Origin of the sequence: Terriglobus saanensis SP1PR4 (assembly GCF_000179915.2) — a bacterium.
GTDB lineage: Bacteria > Acidobacteriota > Terriglobia > Terriglobales > Acidobacteriaceae > Terriglobus > Terriglobus saanensis.
The window spans coordinates 4,013,002-4,031,174 of sequence record NC_014963.1 but is presented as its reverse complement, the minus strand read 5'-3'; the positions used below and the strand labels follow the sequence as shown (position 1 = coordinate 4,031,174).

Below are 18,173 nucleotides of genomic sequence, written 5' to 3'. Positions count from 1 at the left end.
GGGGGGCTTTCATGAAAATGATTTTTTTGTCAGATTTGTCAGATACGGTCGTGTATTCAATATTGCGACGTTGTTTCAGGCGTTTTTGATCCGTGCGTGGATGCCGTCCCAAAGCTGCAGACGCTCTTCCAGAGCAATGCGGGCGGCCTCTTCCGCTTCGCTCCACTTGCGATCATCGTCGCCACAGAGATCGCTCACCATGCGCAGAGCCATGGGGCCGTGCTCTTCACCATCTACCTCGATGTGCCGCTCAAGATACCAGAGGAAGATGCCGAGACTGCCTGCGAGCTTCTGAGCGAGGTCGCGGACGAAGCCCTTGAACATCTCCGGGATCAGGTCTTCACGACCAAAGGTGAAGGCCGCCGCCGTAGCATGCAGACTGCCCTTCGCGATGACCTGAAAGGTGCCTTTTACAAAGATGATGGCTTCAAGGGGAGCGCCACATTGTTCCAGTGCTGTGTCGAGATCTTCACCCCTAGCCAGCAGTTGCAGGAGGGAATCCATCGCGGAGGTATCCGCACCGCAGGCTTGCATGGCCATGCGATACAGCTCGAAGTGGCTGACGTGCTTGCCTTCGTAGATGTCGCTCTCTTCGCCGAGAACGATCTCGTTCACAAGACGTCGGCTCTCCGGCTTGGCAGAAGGAGTCCAGGGCACTTCGACGCACGTAAGCCCGCGCTGCAATGTCTTAAGTAAGCTCATGAAGTCCCACACTGCGAAGACGTGCGCTTCCATGAAGATGTGGAGATCTTCCACCGTGCGAAAGCTCGCGTAAAGGGGATGCTCCGCCAGTCGTGCATAGAAGGGACGCAGGCGCTGTTGCAGGGAATCCAGGCGTTCTGTCTGCGATGTAGGAGTGGAGGTCGTCATCAATCGATTCCTAACTCTGCGCGGCAGACAAAGCACCGGCAGATGCGGCGTAGATAGTCCCACGAATAAATGCCGCTCTCGTGCCCATCGTTCCATTTGAAGCGGAGAGCATAACGGCCCACGGGCGTTGCTTCCAGCGGTTTCACCGGCGCCTGATACATCGGCAGGATCTGCATCGGCTGCGGCTTGCGTTCACCGACTGCCATGCCGCTGGCTTCGCGCGCTTCATGGCATGTGGCACAAGGACAGGCATCGCGCAGCCATTGGAAGGTCCACGAAGAGAGGTGGCCGTCCTTCCACTCGATCTCCACGCCTGTACCTTCGGTGATGCGAACGCGCACCTTCGTCGGCGTAAACGCATCGGCGGAGAAGGTCCGCTCATCTTCAGCGGCAATGCGCCTGGACTCCTCTTCACTGACGATGCGTATGCCTTCGTGGCTCACTTATGCGTTCTGCTTTCGTTGGGCGTCGTATTTCAGTTTGAGCACCACCATGGTGCCAGTAAGAATGAGCGTGAGACCGTTTACCAGGATGACCGGAAGACGGTGGATGGCAAGTCCGAAGACCAGCCAAAGGCTGAGTCCAATGCATAAGAGCAACACCATCCCCCAACTTACGCCCGAGGCATCTTTGCTGCGCCAGACCATGATGACTTGAGGAAGGTAGGCGATCGTAGTGCAGGTGGCGGCGATATAGCCGACGATGTCCACCCAGGAAGTTGTGCCCATGCGCGGGTCTCCGCGTGACGCAATAGTACGTGCCGGCAAGTCACCTCCTGGTCACGTCCATGCATTATTTTACGCTGAACTCCGGGGTTGCTGCGATGAGCGCCTGCGTGTATGGCTGCTGCGGATTTTCGCAGAGAGAAACGGCCTCTCCCATCTCCACAATGCTGCCGCGCTGCATCACCGCCACGCGATCGCAGAGGTAGCGCACCAGCGGCATGGAATGTGAGATAAACAGGCAGGTAAGGCCATGCGCCTTCTGCAAGTCGCGGAGGAGATTGATGATCTGCGCACCGACTGAGACATCGAGCGCGGAGACAGGCTCATCCAGAACGAGGAACTCCGGCCTTAGTGCGAGAGCGCGCGCAATGTTGATGCGCTGCCGCTGTCCTCCGCTGAACTCATGCGGATAGCGGCTAAGGGCGGAGTGGCCTAGCTGTACTTCATCGAGCAGGTCGATCAACTTCGCTTCGAGTTCTGCACCATGCAATGCCTGCTTGTGAATGTGAAAGGGTTCCGCGAGGATCTGTCGCACGCGCATGCGCGGATTGAGCGCGGCATACGGGTCCTGAAAGACGATCTGCATGCGACGTCGGAGATGCCGGAGTTCGCTTGTTGGCGCGTGCAGAACGTCGATGCCATCGAAGTGGACTGCACCACTGGTCGGTTCAATGAGTTTGAGAAGCATCCGCGCCACGGTGCTTTTGCCGCTGCCTGATTCGCCCACCAGGCCAAGGATTTCCCCATGCTCGATATCGAACGAGACATCGTGAACGACGGTCTGTGTCCCGTACTGCTTCGTCAGGCCTTCGGCCCGGATGAGGGTCTTCGCTTGCATCCTAGCGGATGGTAGCATCCTGCCAGTATGAAAAAGCTGCAGGGCAAAGTAGCGATCGTGACCGGTGCAAGCGCCGGTCTGGGACGTGCGACCGCACTGGCGTTGGCCGCGGAGGGCGCGAGTGTAGTGGTGACCGCCAGACGCGAAGAGCGCCTGCGCCTTCTGGTGGACGAGATTGGTGAGGCCGCAGCCTTCGTTGCAGGCGATGCTTCGCTGGAGAGCACCGCGGAGGAAGTTCTCGCGGCCGCCCTGCAGCGATTCGGTCGCATCGACATCCTGATCAACAATGCAGGGCAGGGTAACTACAAACAACTCGTGGACACCACTGCGGCAGAGTATGACGAGATGATGGCGGCGAATGTGCGTTCCGGCTTCGTCTTCTCGCGTGCCGTCGCGCCGCACATGATCGCGCAGAACAGCGGACAGATCGTCTTCATCTCTTCCGTCGCTGGCCTGTCGGGAGCCGCGAATGAGAGTGTCTATTGCGCGAGCAAGTTCGCCCAGCTCGGCTTCGCGCAGGCACTAGACGCCGAGCTTCGTCCGCACGGCATCAAGGTCACGGCGCTCTGTCCCGGCGGCATCAAAACAGAGTTCGCCGTAGGTCACGGCCGCACGGAAGAGAGCGTGGCTCAGTCGCGGATGATGGACGCGCGCGAACTTGCAGAGACCATCGTCTTCACCTGCTCGCTGCCGCCGAACCTGCGTGTGCCGCAGATGACCATCCGCCATATGGGCTAAAGTCTGGGATGCAGATGATGGAAGTTGGTCTTCTCCTGGTAGGCACGAGCGAAGGCGGCCACGCGCGCATCCTGGTAAAGCCCGCCTAGAAACGTCATGCTGACCGGTGTACCGGGACCGCCGACGTTCTCGTCATCGTCGTCTTCCTCGTGCGCGGGTGAGGGAGCATCGTCTCCGCGTATACCGTTGGGAACAATGACCGCCGGATGACCTGTGAGATTAGTGATACGTAGCTGGGTTCCGCCGCTTGGAGTCACGATGATGTCGACCTTTTCAAAGATCTCGCGCATCGCTTCAATGCCGAGCGTGCGAGCGCGCTGCGCCTGGATATAATCCACGGCGGAGTAAAAGCGAGAGGTGCGGAAGATGTTCGGCCAATCGTTCTTGCCTTGCGCGGTCAGCAAAGCGTCGCGTCCACTGCGCGTCAGTTCATCGAATGCCGCGGCAGCTTCGGCTTCGAGTACCTGCGTCATGGCACTCCATGGAAGGTCAGGAACCTTCACGGGGATAAGAGTTACGCCCATCGATCGAAGCACCTCCAGGGTGGCGCGATCGAAGCGATTGTCATAGCGCTTCGTGTCGAAGGCCGCCTTGTCTGCTCGCCAAGCTTTCATGGTCGCCGCGTCGGTCTCCTTTGGCTTCGGGGGCAGATCGCTCGCATCTGCCAGTTCAAACTTCGCCGCAAGGTATCCGATGCGCAGCGTCTTCCAATCGAAGTCGGGGTCCCAATGAAAGTGCGCGTCGCTGCGGACCGTGTGGTCCATGCCGTCCGCGCCCTGCAGCACCTCAAGCACCAGCGCGCAATCCTCCACGTCTCGGCAGATGGGACCAAGCTTATCCATCGACCACGTCAGCGCCATCGCACCCGTTCGCGGCACCAGGCCATAGGTCGGACGTAGACCCGTCACGCCGCACCGCGTCGAAGGAGAAGAGATGCTTCCAAGCGTCTCCGATCCAATCGCAAAGCCAAGACATCCCGCACTCACTGCGGACGCACTGCCAGCAGATGACCCGCTCGAACCCTGCTTCGCGTTCCACGGATTGCGCGTCTTGCCGCCAAACCAGACATCGCCATTCGCCAGCGCGCCGAGCGTCATCTTCGCGACCAACACCGCACCGGCGGCATCCAGTCGCTGCACCACCGTGGCGTCCGTGTCGAAGCTCTGCTGCTCCAGTCCAGCAGCGCCCCACGTCGTGCGATATCCCTTGACGCTCAGCAGGTCCTTCGCGCCCCACGGTATTCCGTGTAATGCCCCGCGATACTTGCCAGCCGCAATCTCCTTGTCCGCCTGGGCGGCACTCGCCAGCGCCCGCTCTTCGGTCAGTGTTACGACGAAGTGCAGCTTCGGATCGTAGCGTTTCAGCCGACCGAGATACATCTTCGTCAGTTCAAGCGAAGTAATCTTGCGTGTCCGCAACAGTGAAGCCAACTGGGTCACTGTTGCGAAGGCCAAAGTCTCTTCACCGCCCGTCGCGTTGAACGCCACATCATGCGCGTGAGGCTTCCGTCTCTCCACAGGCGCTTGCGGCATCACAAAGCCGTTCGGCCTCGGGTCGAAATAGGTGGCTGGCGCAACGGAGTTCGATATCTTCAGCGCGCGAATGGCCTTTACCGAGTCGCGTTGCTCCGTGACTCCTCCCAACAGCATCTTGCGCTGTTCGGTGGTGAGCTTGATGCCGGCGACACCCTCAGCGGCTGCCAGCATCTCCAGCGTGATCTTCGGATAATCGTCTTTCGACTCTCCCGCTGGCTCCGCGGCAACAGCGAAAGGGGTACCCACCAGCGCCATCAGCGCCCCGGCAAACATCGGCGATCCAATGCCCGCGCCCGCACACATCTCTAGAAATCCACGTCGATTCATCTTGCCTTGCACTATAACGCGGCAAGGCGTGGATGCATCGGCTGAAAGTCAATTTATGCCGATCTGGTTCGCTCGGGAGGTGTCGCGCGTCCAATCTGGGACGTCGATTCTTTGAGGAACTGCAACAAATATGAAATCTGCCTGGATTGCTGCATTTGTTCTATCTCTTGCCTTACCTGCGTTCGCAGCGGATCGCGCCCGCATGGCTGCCTCGATTCCGGCTGAGACACACGAAAAAGTGGTGGGATACTTCCCGCAATGGGGTGTCTACGACAACTACTTCGTTGGCAACCTAGTGCACAGTGGCGCGGCGGACAGACTGACGCAGATCAACTACGCGCAGGGATTTATCAAAGATAACCAGTGCGTTGTCGCTGACCTGCAAGCGGACATGAATCTCGCCTACACCATGGCGAATAGCGTGGACGGTATCGCCGACGACCCCACGGCGATCCTGAAGGGCAATTTCCACCAGTTACAAAAGCTGAGGCAGAGATACCCACGTCTCCGCATTCTTCTCTCACTGGAAGGTCGCGCGTCGGACTTTGCCGCGATCGCCCAGTCTGAGGTACGCGAAGGCTTTGTGCGCTCCTGCATCCAGCGCTTCGTACTCGGACACCTGGCTCCAGGCGTCGAAGCTCCCGGACTCTTCGACGGCTTCGATGTGGACTGGGAGTATCCCAACGCCGCGCAGAACGAAGACTTCATCGCCCTCCTCGCAGAGTTTCGCAGGCAAATGAGTGCCGCTCGTCCAGGGTTGACGCTCTCGATTGCAGCGGGTGCGACCCGCGACCACATCGAAGCTGTGGACTGGCAGCGCGTCGCCGCAGAGGTGGATGAGATCGGTGTCATGACCTACGACTACAACGGCCCGTGGAGCCATACGACCGGCCTCGTCGCTCCTCTCCGCAGCAGCAATCCCAACGCCGACACCGCCAGCAAAGCCATCGCCGACTTCACTTCGCACGGCGCTCCCGTCGAAAAGCTGCTCCTCGGCATCCCGTTCTATGCGTATCAATGGACGGAAGTCTCAGGCGAGAACAATGGCCTTGGCACAGCGGGCCGACCGGTGCGCGGGAATCTCAATCAATCCACGGCAAAGATCCTCGCCGCCACTCCGGACGCCAAGCTCTATCGAGACCCCATCTCACAAGCACCATGGCTCTATGACGGCAAAAACTTCCTCACCTTCGAAGACGCTACCTCGCTCCACGCCAAGGCTGCGTATGTGCGGGAGCAGCATCTTGGAGGTGTGATGATCTGGGAGTTGTCGGGGGATGCAGATGATGCGCCACTTTTACGAGTATTTGCGGGGAAGTAAGCTTTAGCCGCGCTCCCAATCCTGATAGACGAGACCCGGAACTCGCTCGAATTCGCGGACGTTTGCAGTCACAAGAATCATATCTCTTGCTAGTGCTTGCCCAGCGATCAGTACATCATAAGGTCCGATCGGTTTCGCCGCTTTTTCAAGCTTGGCGCGGATCTCTCCCGCCTTCTCTGCATCCTTGGACGTGAAATCGAGAACTTCATGGAAGAGATGGAGATATCTGTCCAGCCTCCCTCGGCTCGTCTTGGGATGCCGACTTTTATGAATGCCATAAGAGAGTTCGTAGAGAACAAGAGAAGATAGATAGAGCGCAGACCCTTCGACGAGAGCACGCTCCAACCGCTGACGGGGAACCTCACGTTCTTCAATGAGGGCGATGCAGAAATTGGTGTCGAGCAGGTATTTCAATCGAAGATCTTCCGTGGTTTGAGTTCACCTTGATTTCGACCACCCGGAATGGCGGGTCCAGCCTTCATCGCGTCCACCTCTTTAAAGAAGGCTTGCACCTCTTCATGAGTCTGGGGACGACGCTTCACTGCCGGTTCAAGTATTACGGCGCAACCTTCACGCCGGATTGAAACTTCACTACCCTCGAAACGAAACTCCTTGGGTAGACGCACTGCCTGGCTGCGACCATTTTGAAAAAGCTTTGCCGTGGCATGACCCATGCGGAGAGTGTATACCCATGAGCTATACCACGGCAAAGCTTTTAAAAAAATGGACCTTTAGATATCCAGGTTCTTTACATCCAGCGCATTCTCTTCGATGAACTTGCGGCGGGCTTCCACATCTTCACCCATCAGCGTGGTAAAGATCTCCTCCGTCGCGGCGATGTCCTCAAGCTTCACGATCACCAGCGTGCGGCGGGCGGGATCCATGGTGGTCTCCCACAGCTGCTCGGCGGTCATCTCGCCCAGACCCTTGTAGCGCTGGACCTGGTACTCCTTCTTGCCCTGCTCGATGACGTAGTCGAAGAGCTCGCGTGCGGAGTTCCTCTGGACAGGATCTTGGCTGGCGCGGTTGTTGCGCTGCTTGCCCTTTACCTCGGCGACGGTTCCCGGAGCGGTCGCGTCCGCGGCCACTTCAGTCTCTGCCGCTTCTTCGGCGTCGTCTGCGTCCTGCTTTGCCGTCTTGTCGGCGTAGGAGACGTAGAACGGCGGCTGAAGTTGCTCGCGGATCTGGGCATACTTGCCCAGCATCTGCCGCATCTCCGGAGCGGAGGCCATGGTGAAGTCGATCTGGCGCGGTGCACCCTGTGAATCGGAGTAGCTCAGCGACCAAGTCTGGTGCTCTTCATCCAGAACAGGCTCGCCCACGGCCTTGAACTTGGCATCGTGCGCCATGGCCTTGAGCTTAGCCTGCATCTGGTTCAGCTTGTCCGGGGTTTCAAAGTCCGCGCGGCGTGCGGGCTCCTTGCCTTCATTGGCGAAGATCTCGGCAAACATGGTGGTGACGGCGTCGTTGCGGAAGCGCTTGTCGGCCTTGTCGTAGAAGCCGAGGTACTCGTTGAGATGGCCCATGAACTTGGTCAGCTCCGCGCCTTCGAGCGTCGCGGCAGACTCGCCATAACGGACGATCATGCCATCCGAAGCGCGCTTGACCATGACCTTCACGAACTCGCGTTCGTCCTTGATGTACTCCTCGCGCTTGCCCTTCTTGATCTTGAAGAGTGGGGGCTGCGCGATATACACGTGCCCGCGCTTGATGAGTTCGCCCATGTGGCGGAAGAAGAACGTCAGCAGAAGCGTACGGATATGCGATCCGTCGACGTCGGCATCGGTCATCAGGATCAGCTTGCCGTAACGCAGCTTGGCGAGATCGAAGTCGTCCTTGCCAATGCCGGTTCCCAGTGCCGTAATCATGGCGCGGATTTCTTCGTGGCCCAGCATCTTGTCGTAGCGGGCTTTTTCTACGTTGAGGATCTTGCCCTTTAGCGGCAGGATTGCCTGGAAGCGACGATCGCGGCCCTGCTTGGCAGTACCGCCAGCGCTCTCACCCTCGACGAGGTAGAGTTCGCAGCGGTCCGGCTGACGCTCGGAGCAATCGGCCAGTTTGCCCGGCAGACCACCGCCATCCAGCGCGCCCTTGCGGCGTGTGAGGTCGCGTGCCTTGCGCGCCGCCTCGCGTGCGCGGGCTGCGTCAATGGCCTTGTTGATGATCTTCTTGGCTACCTGCGGGTTCTGCTCGAAGAAGACGCCCAGGCGCTCGTTGACGAAGCTCTGCACCTGTCCGGAGATATCCGAGTTCAGCTTGCCCTTCGTCTGTCCTTCGAACTGGGGCTGCGGCAGCTTGACGCTGACGACGGCCACAAGACCTTCGCGCACGTCATCGCCCGAAAGAGATTCCTTCAGGTCCTTGAAGAGACCCATCGACTGCCCGGCAGCGTTGATCGTGCGGGTAAGGGAGGTACGGAAGCCGGAGAGATGCGTTCCACCGTCGACGGTGTTGATGTTGTTGGCAAAGCTGAAGACGGTCTCGGAGTAGGCGTCGTTGTACTGCAGAGCTATTTCCATGACGAGCTGGCCGCGTTCGGCCTCCATGTAAATCGGTTTTTCGTGCAGAACGGCCTTGCCCTTGTTGAGATGCTTGATGAACTCGGCAATACCGCCGTTGTACTTGAAGTCGTTGTGCTTCGCTTCGCCCTTGGCGTCGATGGAACGCTCGTCAGTCAGCGTGATCTCAATGCCCTTGTTCAGGAAGGCGAGCTGGCGCAGGCGGTTCGCCAGCGTGTCGTAGTTGTACTCATGCACGGTGAAAATGCTGCGGTCGGGAAGGAAGTGGACCTTCGTCCCGCGCTTCTTACTGACACCGACCTCGCGCACAGCTTCCAGGGGATCGCCCTTGGAGTAGTTCTGCTGGTAGGTGTGCCCATCGCGCCAGATCTCTACATCGAACTCTTCCGAAAGTGCGTTCACGCAGGAGACACCGACGCCATGCAGACCGCCGGAGACCTTGTAGGACGAGGCATCGAACTTACCGCCGGCATGCAGCTTGGTAAGAACGACCTCTACGGCCGCCATCTTGGAGCCGTCGGGAAGGGTCTTCATGTCCACGGGAATGCCGCGGCCGTCATCGACCACGGTCACGGAGTTATCCACGTGAATGGTGACGTCGATGCGTGTGGCGTGGCCGGCGAGTGCTTCGTCGACCGAATTGTCTACCACCTCGTAGACAAGATGATGCAGGCCTTGCTCACCGGTGGAACCGATGTACATGGCGGGGCGGAGGCGTACTGCCTCAAGGCCCTCCAGGATCTTGATGTTGTCGCTGGTATAGGTCGTCGTTTGCACCGATTGCGGTGCAGCTTCAGTGGCAGTTCCGGATTGTTGAAGATCGAGCAAGGGTGTTTCGGTGGCCATCGTTCTCCTGAAGGTACGGGCGGGCAAGAAATACCATGAAATAAAAGGGTTTTCTGCGGTTCGGAAAGGACATTTCCCAAGCTCTATTTTAGCACTTCGAGGGTCTTTCCGGGCTGTTTTGGCACGGCTCGCCGGGTACGGCAGAGCACGGGCGGATGTGGAGAAATAGCGCAGACGCTGTCTGAAGTGCGTGCCGCTTCTTTCGGGTACTGGATGGGGCCAAAGCTTTTGCTCAAACTTCCAACTGCCATGGAATGTTATGGTTCAGCTTGAAGTCAGGAGCTAACGCATGCCAGCAAACGCAGACCCTACCCTGAGCACGGCCTCGCCCCGTATCGGCGACCGATCCCTCTGGCAAACCGTGGTCTTTGTGCTCTGCTGCCTGTTCGGACTCTCCATCATTCTGAACACGCAACCCCTCGGCGACGGAGCCTGGTTCTGGTATGCGAAGCTCTTTCATCAGGGCAAACACCTCTACTCCGGAATGCACCTCGTCCTGCAGCCACTCTTCATCATGGAGACCGCAGCAGAGCAGCGGATGTTCGGATATGGCTGGCTCATCTCCAAGATTCCCGCCGCCATTCATCTCTTCGCTTACGTCTTCGCCTTGTGGCTGATTATCCGGCGTCTGGCGTGGGAGGATGGCCAGAAGGCGATCCTGTTGGGCTCCATGTTCCTGCTGTCGATCTTTTTCGAGGCCTATCGCTTCGACGATTACCACGTCCTGGCCGACTGCTTCCAGCTCTACTCGATCTATCTCCTGCTCCGCCTGCGCGACCGGATGCCCCTCTCAAAGAGCCTCCTGGCTGCAGTGGTCATGGGAGTTCTCAGCGGCCTCGCCATCGTCCTGCGCGTCAATGACGGCGGTCTTCTTCTTGTCACCGTCGCTCTGGCGATTCTCTTCTGCGTGCCTTCGCAGAAGATGCTGCACGCACTTCTCGCCTGCGTTTCGGCTGCTCTCGTCGTGGTGATCGCCGTGTTCCTGACGGGCGACCCTATTAAGGTTTGGTTCGGCACCACCATTCTGCACGCCGCCGCCAGCAAAGGCGGCACGGGCCATGTTCTGATCGCCCCTCTCCACCTTCCAAGCACGGCCTTCCACTACCTCGCGACCAGGATCTACGGTCCCGTGGCGCTTTATGCGCTCGCAGTCGGCTTTATCGCCGGATCTCTGATCCATGATGTGAAGCAGAATCGCTGGCGCAGATATCTCTGGCAGTACGCAGTCGCGATTGCCTGTCTGTCCGCCGTATTGCCTCACTTTGCGCATCTGATCGAGCACGGAAACTTCACCTATACCCTCTGCGCCATCATCGTTTTGGTGACCTTTGTCGTGGATGGAGCGGTGCTCGTCCGCATGGCCCGCTGGCTTCTCTCTGGCAGGCAGAATGGATGGGATCCACGCGAACTGATCCTGCTGGTTCCCGCAGGCCAGCTCATCTCGGGAAGCATGTCTTCGGGAGGGAACTTTATCCCCCTGTTCACGCCCATCGCCGTGGAATTCCTCCTCCTTGCCTTGCTTTTCCCGGCGTTTTTCAAGGCAAGGTCACGGCAACTGGAGATCTACCTCGTCTTTGCCGTGCTCGTCGCGGCGTTTGTGCTTCCGTTCAAGATCCTCCACTGCTTTACCTGGCACACGTACTTCGAAAAGCCGCTCTTCACCGGTCGAGTCTGGTACAAGCACCCTCTTTATGGCCCGATGTTGATCGACCGCGACAACCTGGCGTTCGAGAAGAGAAGCTGCGACATGATCTCCGCGACCCAGTCGCCCCAGGTGCTCTCTTTGCCCTACCCGTACATGAACTATTTCTGCGGGATTTCCCCATGGCACGACGTCGTCCAGACCTTCTTTGACACCTCGGGCCGGGAGACGATCGATCCGCTCGTCCGCGATCTCAAAACGGCCCCGCCGCAGTGGATCGTCTATCAGCGGCAACTCGAGATTCTCAAGATGCATGAGGCTATCTATAACCATGGAGAGGGTTTACCCCACCGCGCATTGGATGATCTGTTAAAACAGCGTGTAGAGAGCGGCCAATGGAAGGTTCTTGACCACGCCGCACTTGGAAAAGGCGCCGACTACTATGTCATCCGTACGGACACCCCGTAAGTAAGGTATAGTGATAGAGTTGTCTGCTGGACGGACGACAACCGTAAGGAATTACCATGCCTAAGATGAAGACGCACTCCGGTGCGGCGAAGCGCTTCAGAAAGACCGGCACCGGCAAGATCAAGCGGGGCCAGGCCAAGATGCGCCATATCCTGACCAGCAAGGACACCAAGACCAAGCGCAAGCTCGGTGCTTCTGCATTTGTGTCTGATGCTGATTATCACAAGGTTTCGCGCATGATCCCTTACGCCTGAGTTTTGGCGTAACGGATTTTTGAAGCAAGTTTTTCAGGTTGAGCCGTGTGGCTGCATGCTGCACAACGGTCCGGATATAGCGTTATGGGCCCTCGATTCGGATGAATCGATATCAAACCTGGAGTAGCAAGCGTGTGAAGAGGCCGGAGCGAGGCGAAAGCCAGACTCTTCCTTACCTCCAGCCGCTAACAACTGATGTACGCAAAAGGAGAGCTCTATGCCACGCGTAAAACGTGGAACAAAACGCAGTGATCGCCGCAAAAAGATCCTCAAGCGCGCGAGTGGTTATTTCCTCACAAAATCCAAGCTCTATCAGGCCGCTCAGGAAGCCGTCGAGCGCGGTCTCAAGTTCGCCTACATCGGACGTAAGCAGAAGAAGCGTCAGTTCCGCTCGCTCTGGATCGTTCGTATCGGCGCAGCTTGCCGTATCAATGGAATCAGCTATTCCATGTTCATCTCGGGCCTCAAGAAGGCTGGTATCGAGCTCGACCGCAAGGTCCTCTCGGACATTGCCACGCATGACGCCGCTGGTTTCGCTTCCCTGGCTGTCTCCGCGAAGACCGCGAATGACAAGGCCAAGGCAGAGCGCACCAAGGCAGCTGCTTAAGCCACCTCGCATCTTTTAGTAAATTTCAGTAAAAAAGCACAGCCCTCGGGCTGTGCTTTTTTGCGTTGAAGAACGAGCTAGACTCCAGGTGCCGCCGGAAGGCTGAACCGGAAGGTCGTTCCTGCGCCTACCGTCGATTCCACGGACAACTCGCCTCCGTGCCGCTCCGCAATCTCCTTGGAAATGTACAGCCCCAGGCCGTTTCCCAGATCGCCCTTGGTGCTGAAGAACGGCTTGAAGAGCTGCGCCTGCACTTTGGCATTGATGCCGATGCCATCGTCTTCGACCTCGATCACCGCTCCTGTCTCAGTCTCCGTTGCGGATAACCAGACATTGCCTCCCACGTTGGCCGCATCTACCGCATTGGAGACGAGGTTGGCAATCACCTGTAGCAACTGTCCGCTGGTGCCATAGATAGAGACCTCTTCGCCCGTGCGAATCGTCACCTTGACCTGGCGATTGCGGATTTTTCCGGCGAAGAGGCGTAGCACCTCACTAAACAATGCTCCCACAATCGATCGTTCCGGCGCGCCGGTCGTCTCGCGATTCCATCGCAACGTCTGCTTGGTGATGCCGGAGATGCGCAACAACTCGCTCTCAGCCAGCGCAATGTAATCTGCCGCCGGGCCAACCTTTGAAACTTCGGTACGAAGCAAATACATCAGGTTGGTGATGGACTCGAGAGGATTATTGATCTCATGCGCGATGACGCTGGTCATACGGCCCGTCAAGGCAAGCTTTTCCGTCATCCGCAGAGCTGCTTCGCGCTCCCGACGCTCGGTCAGATCGGTGCAGCTTCCTACCCACCCGCCGCGACCCTCATGGCGCGTGACGAAGGGAACAATATGCACGAGGTACCACCGTTCGACGCCTGCAGGGTCAGACCTTAACCGCAGCTCTTCTTTGAACTCGATACCGAGCCGCATGCATTCATCCCAGGCATGTCCACAGCGCGCACGGTCTTCATCAATCACGTTGCCGTGGTCAAACCAGCATCCCGTAGGTTGCAGCCCGGCTTCGTGCCAGCGCTGGTTCACGTAGGTCAGGTTACCGGTATCGTCCATGGCAAAGACAATTGAGGGCAACGTCTGGGTGAGTTGCTCGAAGCGTGCTTCATTCAACTCGGCCGCTTGCTCCGCGCGACGCAGGCCGATTGTGACCTTCGCAGCGCGAAAGTCTCTCGCAGATTCGATCTCCGGCTCCAGCCATGGTTCACTCTGGCCGCGAACGATCTCTTTCCATGACGCAAACGATCCTCGCGGATGCAGCGTATCCGGGCTTGTAGAGTCTTTCATCGCAGGCTCGCCCGCCCACACCACCATCTTTACGACTTCAGGCCGAAACCAGAGAACATAGCGGCTGTTTACATCCGAAATGCGCGCCGCGATCATGCCGCTGGCCGCTTCCCGCATCTCGTCCGCCCAGGGAAGCTGTTCGCTCAGCTTGCTTGTGAAAAGCAACGTCTCCGGCTGATTATCCAGCCACTCTACGATCTTCACGAGCGATGCGGCATCCGGCACCGTGCCATCGGCGACACATGTTCCATCGACGGCGAGCACGGCTCCTTGTGCGTTGGTCACATCGCGTAAAGAGCCGACGTGCGAGCCAAGTGACTCCAGGAAGTTTTTTCCCGAGGCGACCTGTGTCAGAATCTTGCGTTGTACGGCATGAAGATAGCTGCGTCGTTCCAGCTTTTCCGCTGTATCGAACGAGATAATCTGCGTTGCCGCAAGCTTGGAGAGCATGTCGCAGGCACTTCGCAGCAGGTACGGAACACTGAGCGATGTCGCATGATGCCCACTGAGCAGCCCCCACAGCTTACCCTCGCACACGATGGAGACGGACATGGACGAGGCCGTTCCCATATTGTGCATGTACTGCAGGTGGACCGGAGAGACGCTACGCAGAACACTCAGCGAGAGGTCCATCTGTCGCGCTTCCGTACCGGCCATGCCTACAAGCGGCGACGGAACATAGTTCGCATCCGGGATAATGCGTGTCGTATTTAGAATGTAGAGCTCACGCGCCTGGCGTGGGATATCGGAGGCGGGAAAGCGGAGGCCGAGATAGCTCGGAAGCCTGCCGTTGTTCTCCTCGGAGAGCACGGTGCCATGGCCGACATCGTCGAAGCTGTAGAGCAGGACGCGGTCGTACCCTGTGAGTTCCTTCATCTGTCGAGTCAGCGCACGGCACATGTCTTCTTTCGTACGCAGCTTGCTCAACAGACCCACAAAATTCGTAATGATCGCGTTCATTCTCGCCGCGCCCACCAAGCTGTCCTGCTTCTCAAACTCCAGGATGTAGCGTTCGTCTACCTTATGCGTGATCACGCTGCATAGCTCATCGCCTATCTGGAAAGCTCCCAGATACGTCTGGATCTCCTCCGTGCGAGGCGTCATCAACATCATCGTCACGGCGGCCATCACTTCGCGGTCGAATAAAGATTCGAGACGCGCGCCCAGAATGAGCTTGAGGGGAACCCTTAAAAACTCTTCAGCGTTTTCACTAGCGACTGCAACATATTCCGCCTTAGCATCCAAACCCAGTAAAAATCCATGCCTCTGCACGCTTCCGGGCACACGGATGGGTTCATCCTCGCACACTTCCAGCCGCTGGTTCAGGTCCGTTTCTTTCGGGGGCTGGTATCTGCTCATGCGCCGACGGTCTGTCCCTCTTTCAAGCAGTGCGCAAACATTCCAAACATTTTACGGGCACCATCAATCACTTCACCGGAATCTCTGTCGTCAATCCCCGCCACGACCGCGCGAAACTCTTTCCACATCTCCCCGGTACGGTCACCGTACCCGCGAAAGTAGGCATCGCCGACGCCCGGTGTGAACTGCAGGACCTCTTCCACGTGCCGAGCAATGTACTGGCCGCCCAGCGTAGAGCCTTCCACAACGTACATCGCGCCCAGAAAACTGGCGTCGCTTTCCAGGACAGGGAAGGGAAGCTCGCTCCAGGCGGCTTCGTCGCTGGTCACGCCCAGGGAATGGAAATCTTCCAAAAGAAGCCGGGATCGGCGTCTCTGCTCGAACATGGCCCGCCATTGCTCCGGAACATGCGTCTCTGCCCATGTCTCCCAGGCTGCGACCGCCCGGTAGAAACGCTGTAGAACGCTGACATACTCCGTAAGCGTCAGGTCTGGCTTCATGAGAGGGACGCCTTCCTCTGTCTGAGCGTGCAGGTCCGCGGTTGCTTCTCTCAATCTTAGGGGATCCATCGTTTACTCTCTCGGAAATCAACTATCCGGCGCAATCTTCCAGACAGGAAAGGCTGTTGGATCAGCTATCCTCACAACTGTATGCCATCTCTTCAAGAAGCGCCGCTGGCCTATCATCACCCGGCGACGGAAAACACGAAAGTACAAGTTCCCTTTGAGCCCTGGGGACGCTACCCGCTCTATCCGGCGACGATCGTTCCGCTCTCGTGGCAACAGGACTTCCCCGCTGTGGTGGATGCGCATAACGGCATGCCCAGCGGCGCACTTGCCGTGGGCATGGGACGTTCTTATGGCGACTGCTGCCTCCTCCGCGACGGACATCTCCTGGTCACCACGGGTATGGACCGCCTGCTGAGTTTCGATCCCGCAACCGGTCTCCTCACCTGCGAGGCTGGGGCTACCCTTGACCAGATCCTTCGTTTCGCCGTGCCGCGTGGTTTTTTCCTCCCCGTTACGCCGGGAACGAAGTACGTCACCATCGGCGGCGCGATCGCCAATGACATCCACGGCAAGAATCATCACATCGCCGGCACCTTCGGCTCTCACGTTCCGCAGTTCGAACTGGTGCGCTCCGACGGAACGCGCATGCTTTGTTCGCGCACTGAGAACTCGGAGTTCTACGCGGCTACCATCGGAGGCCTTGGTCTCACCGGCGTCATCACATGGGCCCAGGTCAAGTTACGCAAGATCGCTTCACGCCTCATCGACTACCAGGGTGTTCAGTTTCACGGCATCGAAGAGTTCCTTGCCCTTACGGAACAGTTCAAATCCGTCGAGTACACGGTGAGTTGGGTGGATTGCACCTCTACCGGCAAGAACTTCGCCCGCGGCGTCTTCATGCTGGGTGAGCACTCCACCATGCCGGACGAGCTGACGGAGTCGCCCGAACCCAAGCTGGTCTTTCCCTTCAACGCTCCCGGCTTCGCTCTGAACAGCTTCAGTGTCTCGGCCTTCAACGCCGTCTTCTTCCATAAACAGATCAAGCGCCGCGTCCGCGCCCTGCAGGACTACGAGCCCTTCTTCTATCCGCTCGATATCATGCTCAAGTGGAATCGCCTCTACGGAAAGCGCGGCCTGCTGCAGTTCCAGTACGCTCTTCCATGGGAGTCGGCGAAAGAAGGCACGACGGCGATCTTGCATGCCGTCGCGGACTCGGGTCTCGCCAGCTTTCTGGCGGTGCTGAAGGCCTTCGGAGACGTGCCCTCGCCCGGCATGATGAGCTTTCCGCAGCCCGGTATTACGCTCGCGCTCGATTTTCCTATCAAGCCCGGCGTCAGCTTTGAGCTCTTCGACCGTCTTGCCGACATGACCATCGACTACGGCGGCAAGCTCTACCCCGCCAAGGACGCGCGCATGTCCGCCGCACACTTCCAGGCGGCCTACCCGCAGTGGCGCGACTTCGCCCGTTACAAAGATCCCTTGCTGACGTCCTCCTTCTGGGAGCGGGTCGCAACTTAGACTTTTTGAGGAACCAGATGCCTACACCCCGCAAGATCCTTATCCTCGGCGCTACCTCGGCCATCGCAGAACAGACTGCACGCGTCTGGGCCAAGCGTGGCGACAGCCTCTACCTCGTCGCCCGCAACCCACAGAAGCTCGCCGTCGTCGCCGCCGACCTCAAGACGCGTGGCGCAAGCTTCGTGGAATCCATCGTCGCCGATCTCGACGACCTGGACCTTCACCCACAGCTGCTGGCCGATGCTATTACCGCCCTTGGCGGTCTGGACATCGCTTACCTTGCGCACGGTGTCCTCGGAGATCAGGCCGAAGCCGAAGCCGACGCTATCGCAGCGGAGCAGATCCTCCACACGAACTTTACCTCGCCGGTCTCTCTGCTGACCTGGCTGGCGAACTTCTGCGTCAAACAGCACTCCGGCACGCTTGCCGTCATCTCTTCCGTAGCGGGCGATCGTGGACGAAAATCGAACTACGTCTATGGTTCGGCGAAGGCCGGTCTCTCGGCTTTCCTGAGCGGCCTTCGTAACCGCATTGACCGCGAAGGCGTTACCGTCACCACCATCAAGCCCGGCCCGGTGAAAACCTCGATGACCGCAGGCATGAAGGGAAGCGAGAAGTTCGCCGATCCCGCCAAGGTAGGCAAGGCCATCGCCAGCGCCATCGACTCCAAGCGCGACCAGATCTACGTCCCGTTCCAGTGGCGCGTCATCATGGCCGTCATCCGCCATATTCCAGAAAGCATCTTCAAGAAGACGAATACGTAAGGAGTTGTGAGTAAGTAGTTGTTAGTTGCTAGTTTTCT

Annotated in this window: 17 protein-coding genes; 7 read left to right on the top strand and 10 right to left on the bottom strand. The window is 58.4% G+C overall.

Annotated features, from left to right (window positions below; translation table 11 throughout):
• Positions 1-75: 75 nt before the first annotated feature.
• Genes ACIPR4_RS16565 through ACIPR4_RS16550 form a run of 4 tightly spaced genes read right to left on the bottom strand, consistent with a single transcriptional unit; the run spans position 76 to position 2,433 of the window.
• A complete protein-coding gene (locus ACIPR4_RS16565; RefSeq protein WP_013569818.1) occupies positions 76-870 on the bottom strand; it encodes a DUF3050 domain-containing protein in 795 nt (264 codons plus the stop codon).
• The gene (locus ACIPR4_RS16560) at positions 870-1,313 is read right to left on the bottom strand and encodes a DUF971 domain-containing protein (protein WP_013569817.1); all 444 of its coding nucleotides are present in this window, start codon (positions 1,311-1,313) and stop codon (positions 870-872) included. The genes ACIPR4_RS16565 and ACIPR4_RS16560 overlap by 1 nt, the downstream gene beginning before the upstream one ends.
• Positions 1,314-1,637 carry a SemiSWEET transporter gene (locus tag ACIPR4_RS16555; protein ID WP_222829241.1) on the bottom strand — a complete coding sequence of 108 codons (324 nt, stop codon included), beginning with the start codon at positions 1,635-1,637 and terminating at the stop codon, positions 1,314-1,316.
• 25 nt (positions 1,638-1,662) lie between these two features.
• Complete coding sequence (locus ACIPR4_RS16550; RefSeq protein WP_013569815.1) at positions 1,663-2,433, bottom strand: ATP-binding cassette domain-containing protein; 771 nt, start codon at positions 2,431-2,433, stop codon at positions 1,663-1,665.
• Positions 2,434-2,460: 27 nt separating this feature from the next.
• On the opposite strand from ACIPR4_RS16550, the gene ACIPR4_RS16545 reads away from it, so the two are divergent.
• Positions 2,461-3,171, top strand: coding sequence for an SDR family oxidoreductase (locus ACIPR4_RS16545; RefSeq protein WP_013569814.1), 711 nt, complete (start codon positions 2,461-2,463; stop codon positions 3,169-3,171).
• On the opposite strand, the gene ACIPR4_RS16540 is transcribed toward ACIPR4_RS16545, so the two are convergent.
• A complete protein-coding gene (locus ACIPR4_RS16540) occupies positions 3,168-5,033 on the bottom strand; it encodes an amidase (RefSeq protein ID WP_041586148.1) in 1,866 nt (621 codons plus the stop codon). The genes ACIPR4_RS16545 and ACIPR4_RS16540 overlap by 4 nt on opposite strands.
• A 130-nt stretch (positions 5,034-5,163) precedes the next feature.
• Here ACIPR4_RS16540 and ACIPR4_RS16535 point away from each other — a divergent pair, with 130 nt between their 5' ends.
• Positions 5,164-6,354 carry a glycoside hydrolase family 18 protein gene (locus tag ACIPR4_RS16535; protein WP_013569812.1) on the top strand — a complete coding sequence of 397 codons (1,191 nt, stop codon included), beginning with the start codon at positions 5,164-5,166 and terminating at the stop codon, positions 6,352-6,354.
• A 3-nt stretch (positions 6,355-6,357) separates the two neighbouring features.
• On the opposite strand, the gene ACIPR4_RS16530 is transcribed toward ACIPR4_RS16535, so the two are convergent.
• From ACIPR4_RS16530 to gyrB, 3 genes are read right to left on the bottom strand one after another with little or no spacing between them, the layout of a single operon-like run.
• Positions 6,358-6,768: a type II toxin-antitoxin system VapC family toxin gene (locus ACIPR4_RS16530; protein WP_013569811.1), complete on the bottom strand. Its 411-nt coding sequence runs from the start codon at positions 6,766-6,768 to the stop codon at positions 6,358-6,360.
• Positions 6,765-7,028 (bottom strand): antitoxin, encoded by a 264-nt coding sequence (locus ACIPR4_RS22240; protein WP_083812003.1) that lies wholly within the window; start codon positions 7,026-7,028, stop codon positions 6,765-6,767. Before ACIPR4_RS22240 ends, ACIPR4_RS16530 begins: the two co-directional genes overlap by 4 nt.
• A 57-nt stretch (positions 7,029-7,085) precedes the next feature.
• Complete coding sequence (gene gyrB, locus ACIPR4_RS16525; protein WP_013569809.1) at positions 7,086-9,719, bottom strand: DNA topoisomerase (ATP-hydrolyzing) subunit B; 2,634 nt, start codon at positions 9,717-9,719, stop codon at positions 7,086-7,088.
• A gap of 289 nt (positions 9,720-10,008) precedes the next feature.
• On the opposite strand from gyrB, the gene ACIPR4_RS16520 reads away from it, so the two are divergent.
• The 3 genes from ACIPR4_RS16520 (at position 10,009) to rplT (ending at position 12,690) form a co-directional block, all read left to right on the top strand.
• Complete coding sequence (locus ACIPR4_RS16520) at positions 10,009-11,829, top strand: hypothetical protein (protein ID WP_013569808.1); 1,821 nt, start codon at positions 10,009-10,011, stop codon at positions 11,827-11,829.
• 56 nt (positions 11,830-11,885) lie between these two features.
• Positions 11,886-12,083: a 50S ribosomal protein L35 gene (gene rpmI, locus ACIPR4_RS16515; RefSeq protein ID WP_013569807.1), complete on the top strand. Its 198-nt coding sequence runs from the start codon at positions 11,886-11,888 to the stop codon at positions 12,081-12,083.
• Positions 12,084-12,300: 217 nt separating this feature from the next.
• Positions 12,301-12,690 (top strand): 50S ribosomal protein L20, encoded by a 390-nt coding sequence (rplT, locus tag ACIPR4_RS16510; RefSeq protein WP_013569806.1) that lies wholly within the window; start codon positions 12,301-12,303, stop codon positions 12,688-12,690.
• A 77-nt stretch (positions 12,691-12,767) separates the two neighbouring features.
• On the opposite strand, the gene ACIPR4_RS21835 is transcribed toward rplT, so the two are convergent.
• Together ACIPR4_RS21835 and ACIPR4_RS16500 are read right to left on the bottom strand one after the other, a co-directional pair.
• Positions 12,768-15,344, bottom strand: coding sequence for an ATP-binding protein (locus ACIPR4_RS21835; protein ID WP_013569805.1), 2,577 nt, complete (start codon positions 15,342-15,344; stop codon positions 12,768-12,770).
• Entirely contained in the window at positions 15,341-15,913 is a 573-nt protein-coding gene (locus ACIPR4_RS16500; protein ID WP_013569804.1) for a biliverdin-producing heme oxygenase, read from the bottom strand. The genes ACIPR4_RS21835 and ACIPR4_RS16500 overlap by 4 nt, the downstream gene beginning before the upstream one ends.
• 81 nt (positions 15,914-15,994) lie before the next feature.
• On the opposite strand from ACIPR4_RS16500, the gene ACIPR4_RS16495 reads away from it, so the two are divergent.
• Both ACIPR4_RS16495 and ACIPR4_RS16490 read left to right on the top strand, forming a co-directional pair.
• Positions 15,995-17,371 (top strand): FAD-binding oxidoreductase, encoded by a 1,377-nt coding sequence (locus tag ACIPR4_RS16495; protein ID WP_013569803.1) that lies wholly within the window; start codon positions 15,995-15,997, stop codon positions 17,369-17,371.
• 17 nt (positions 17,372-17,388) lie between these two features.
• On the top strand, positions 17,389-18,135 hold the full coding sequence (locus ACIPR4_RS16490) for an SDR family oxidoreductase (protein WP_013569802.1): 747 nt from the start codon (positions 17,389-17,391) through the stop codon (positions 18,133-18,135).
• Positions 18,136-18,173: the final 38 nt, after the last annotated feature.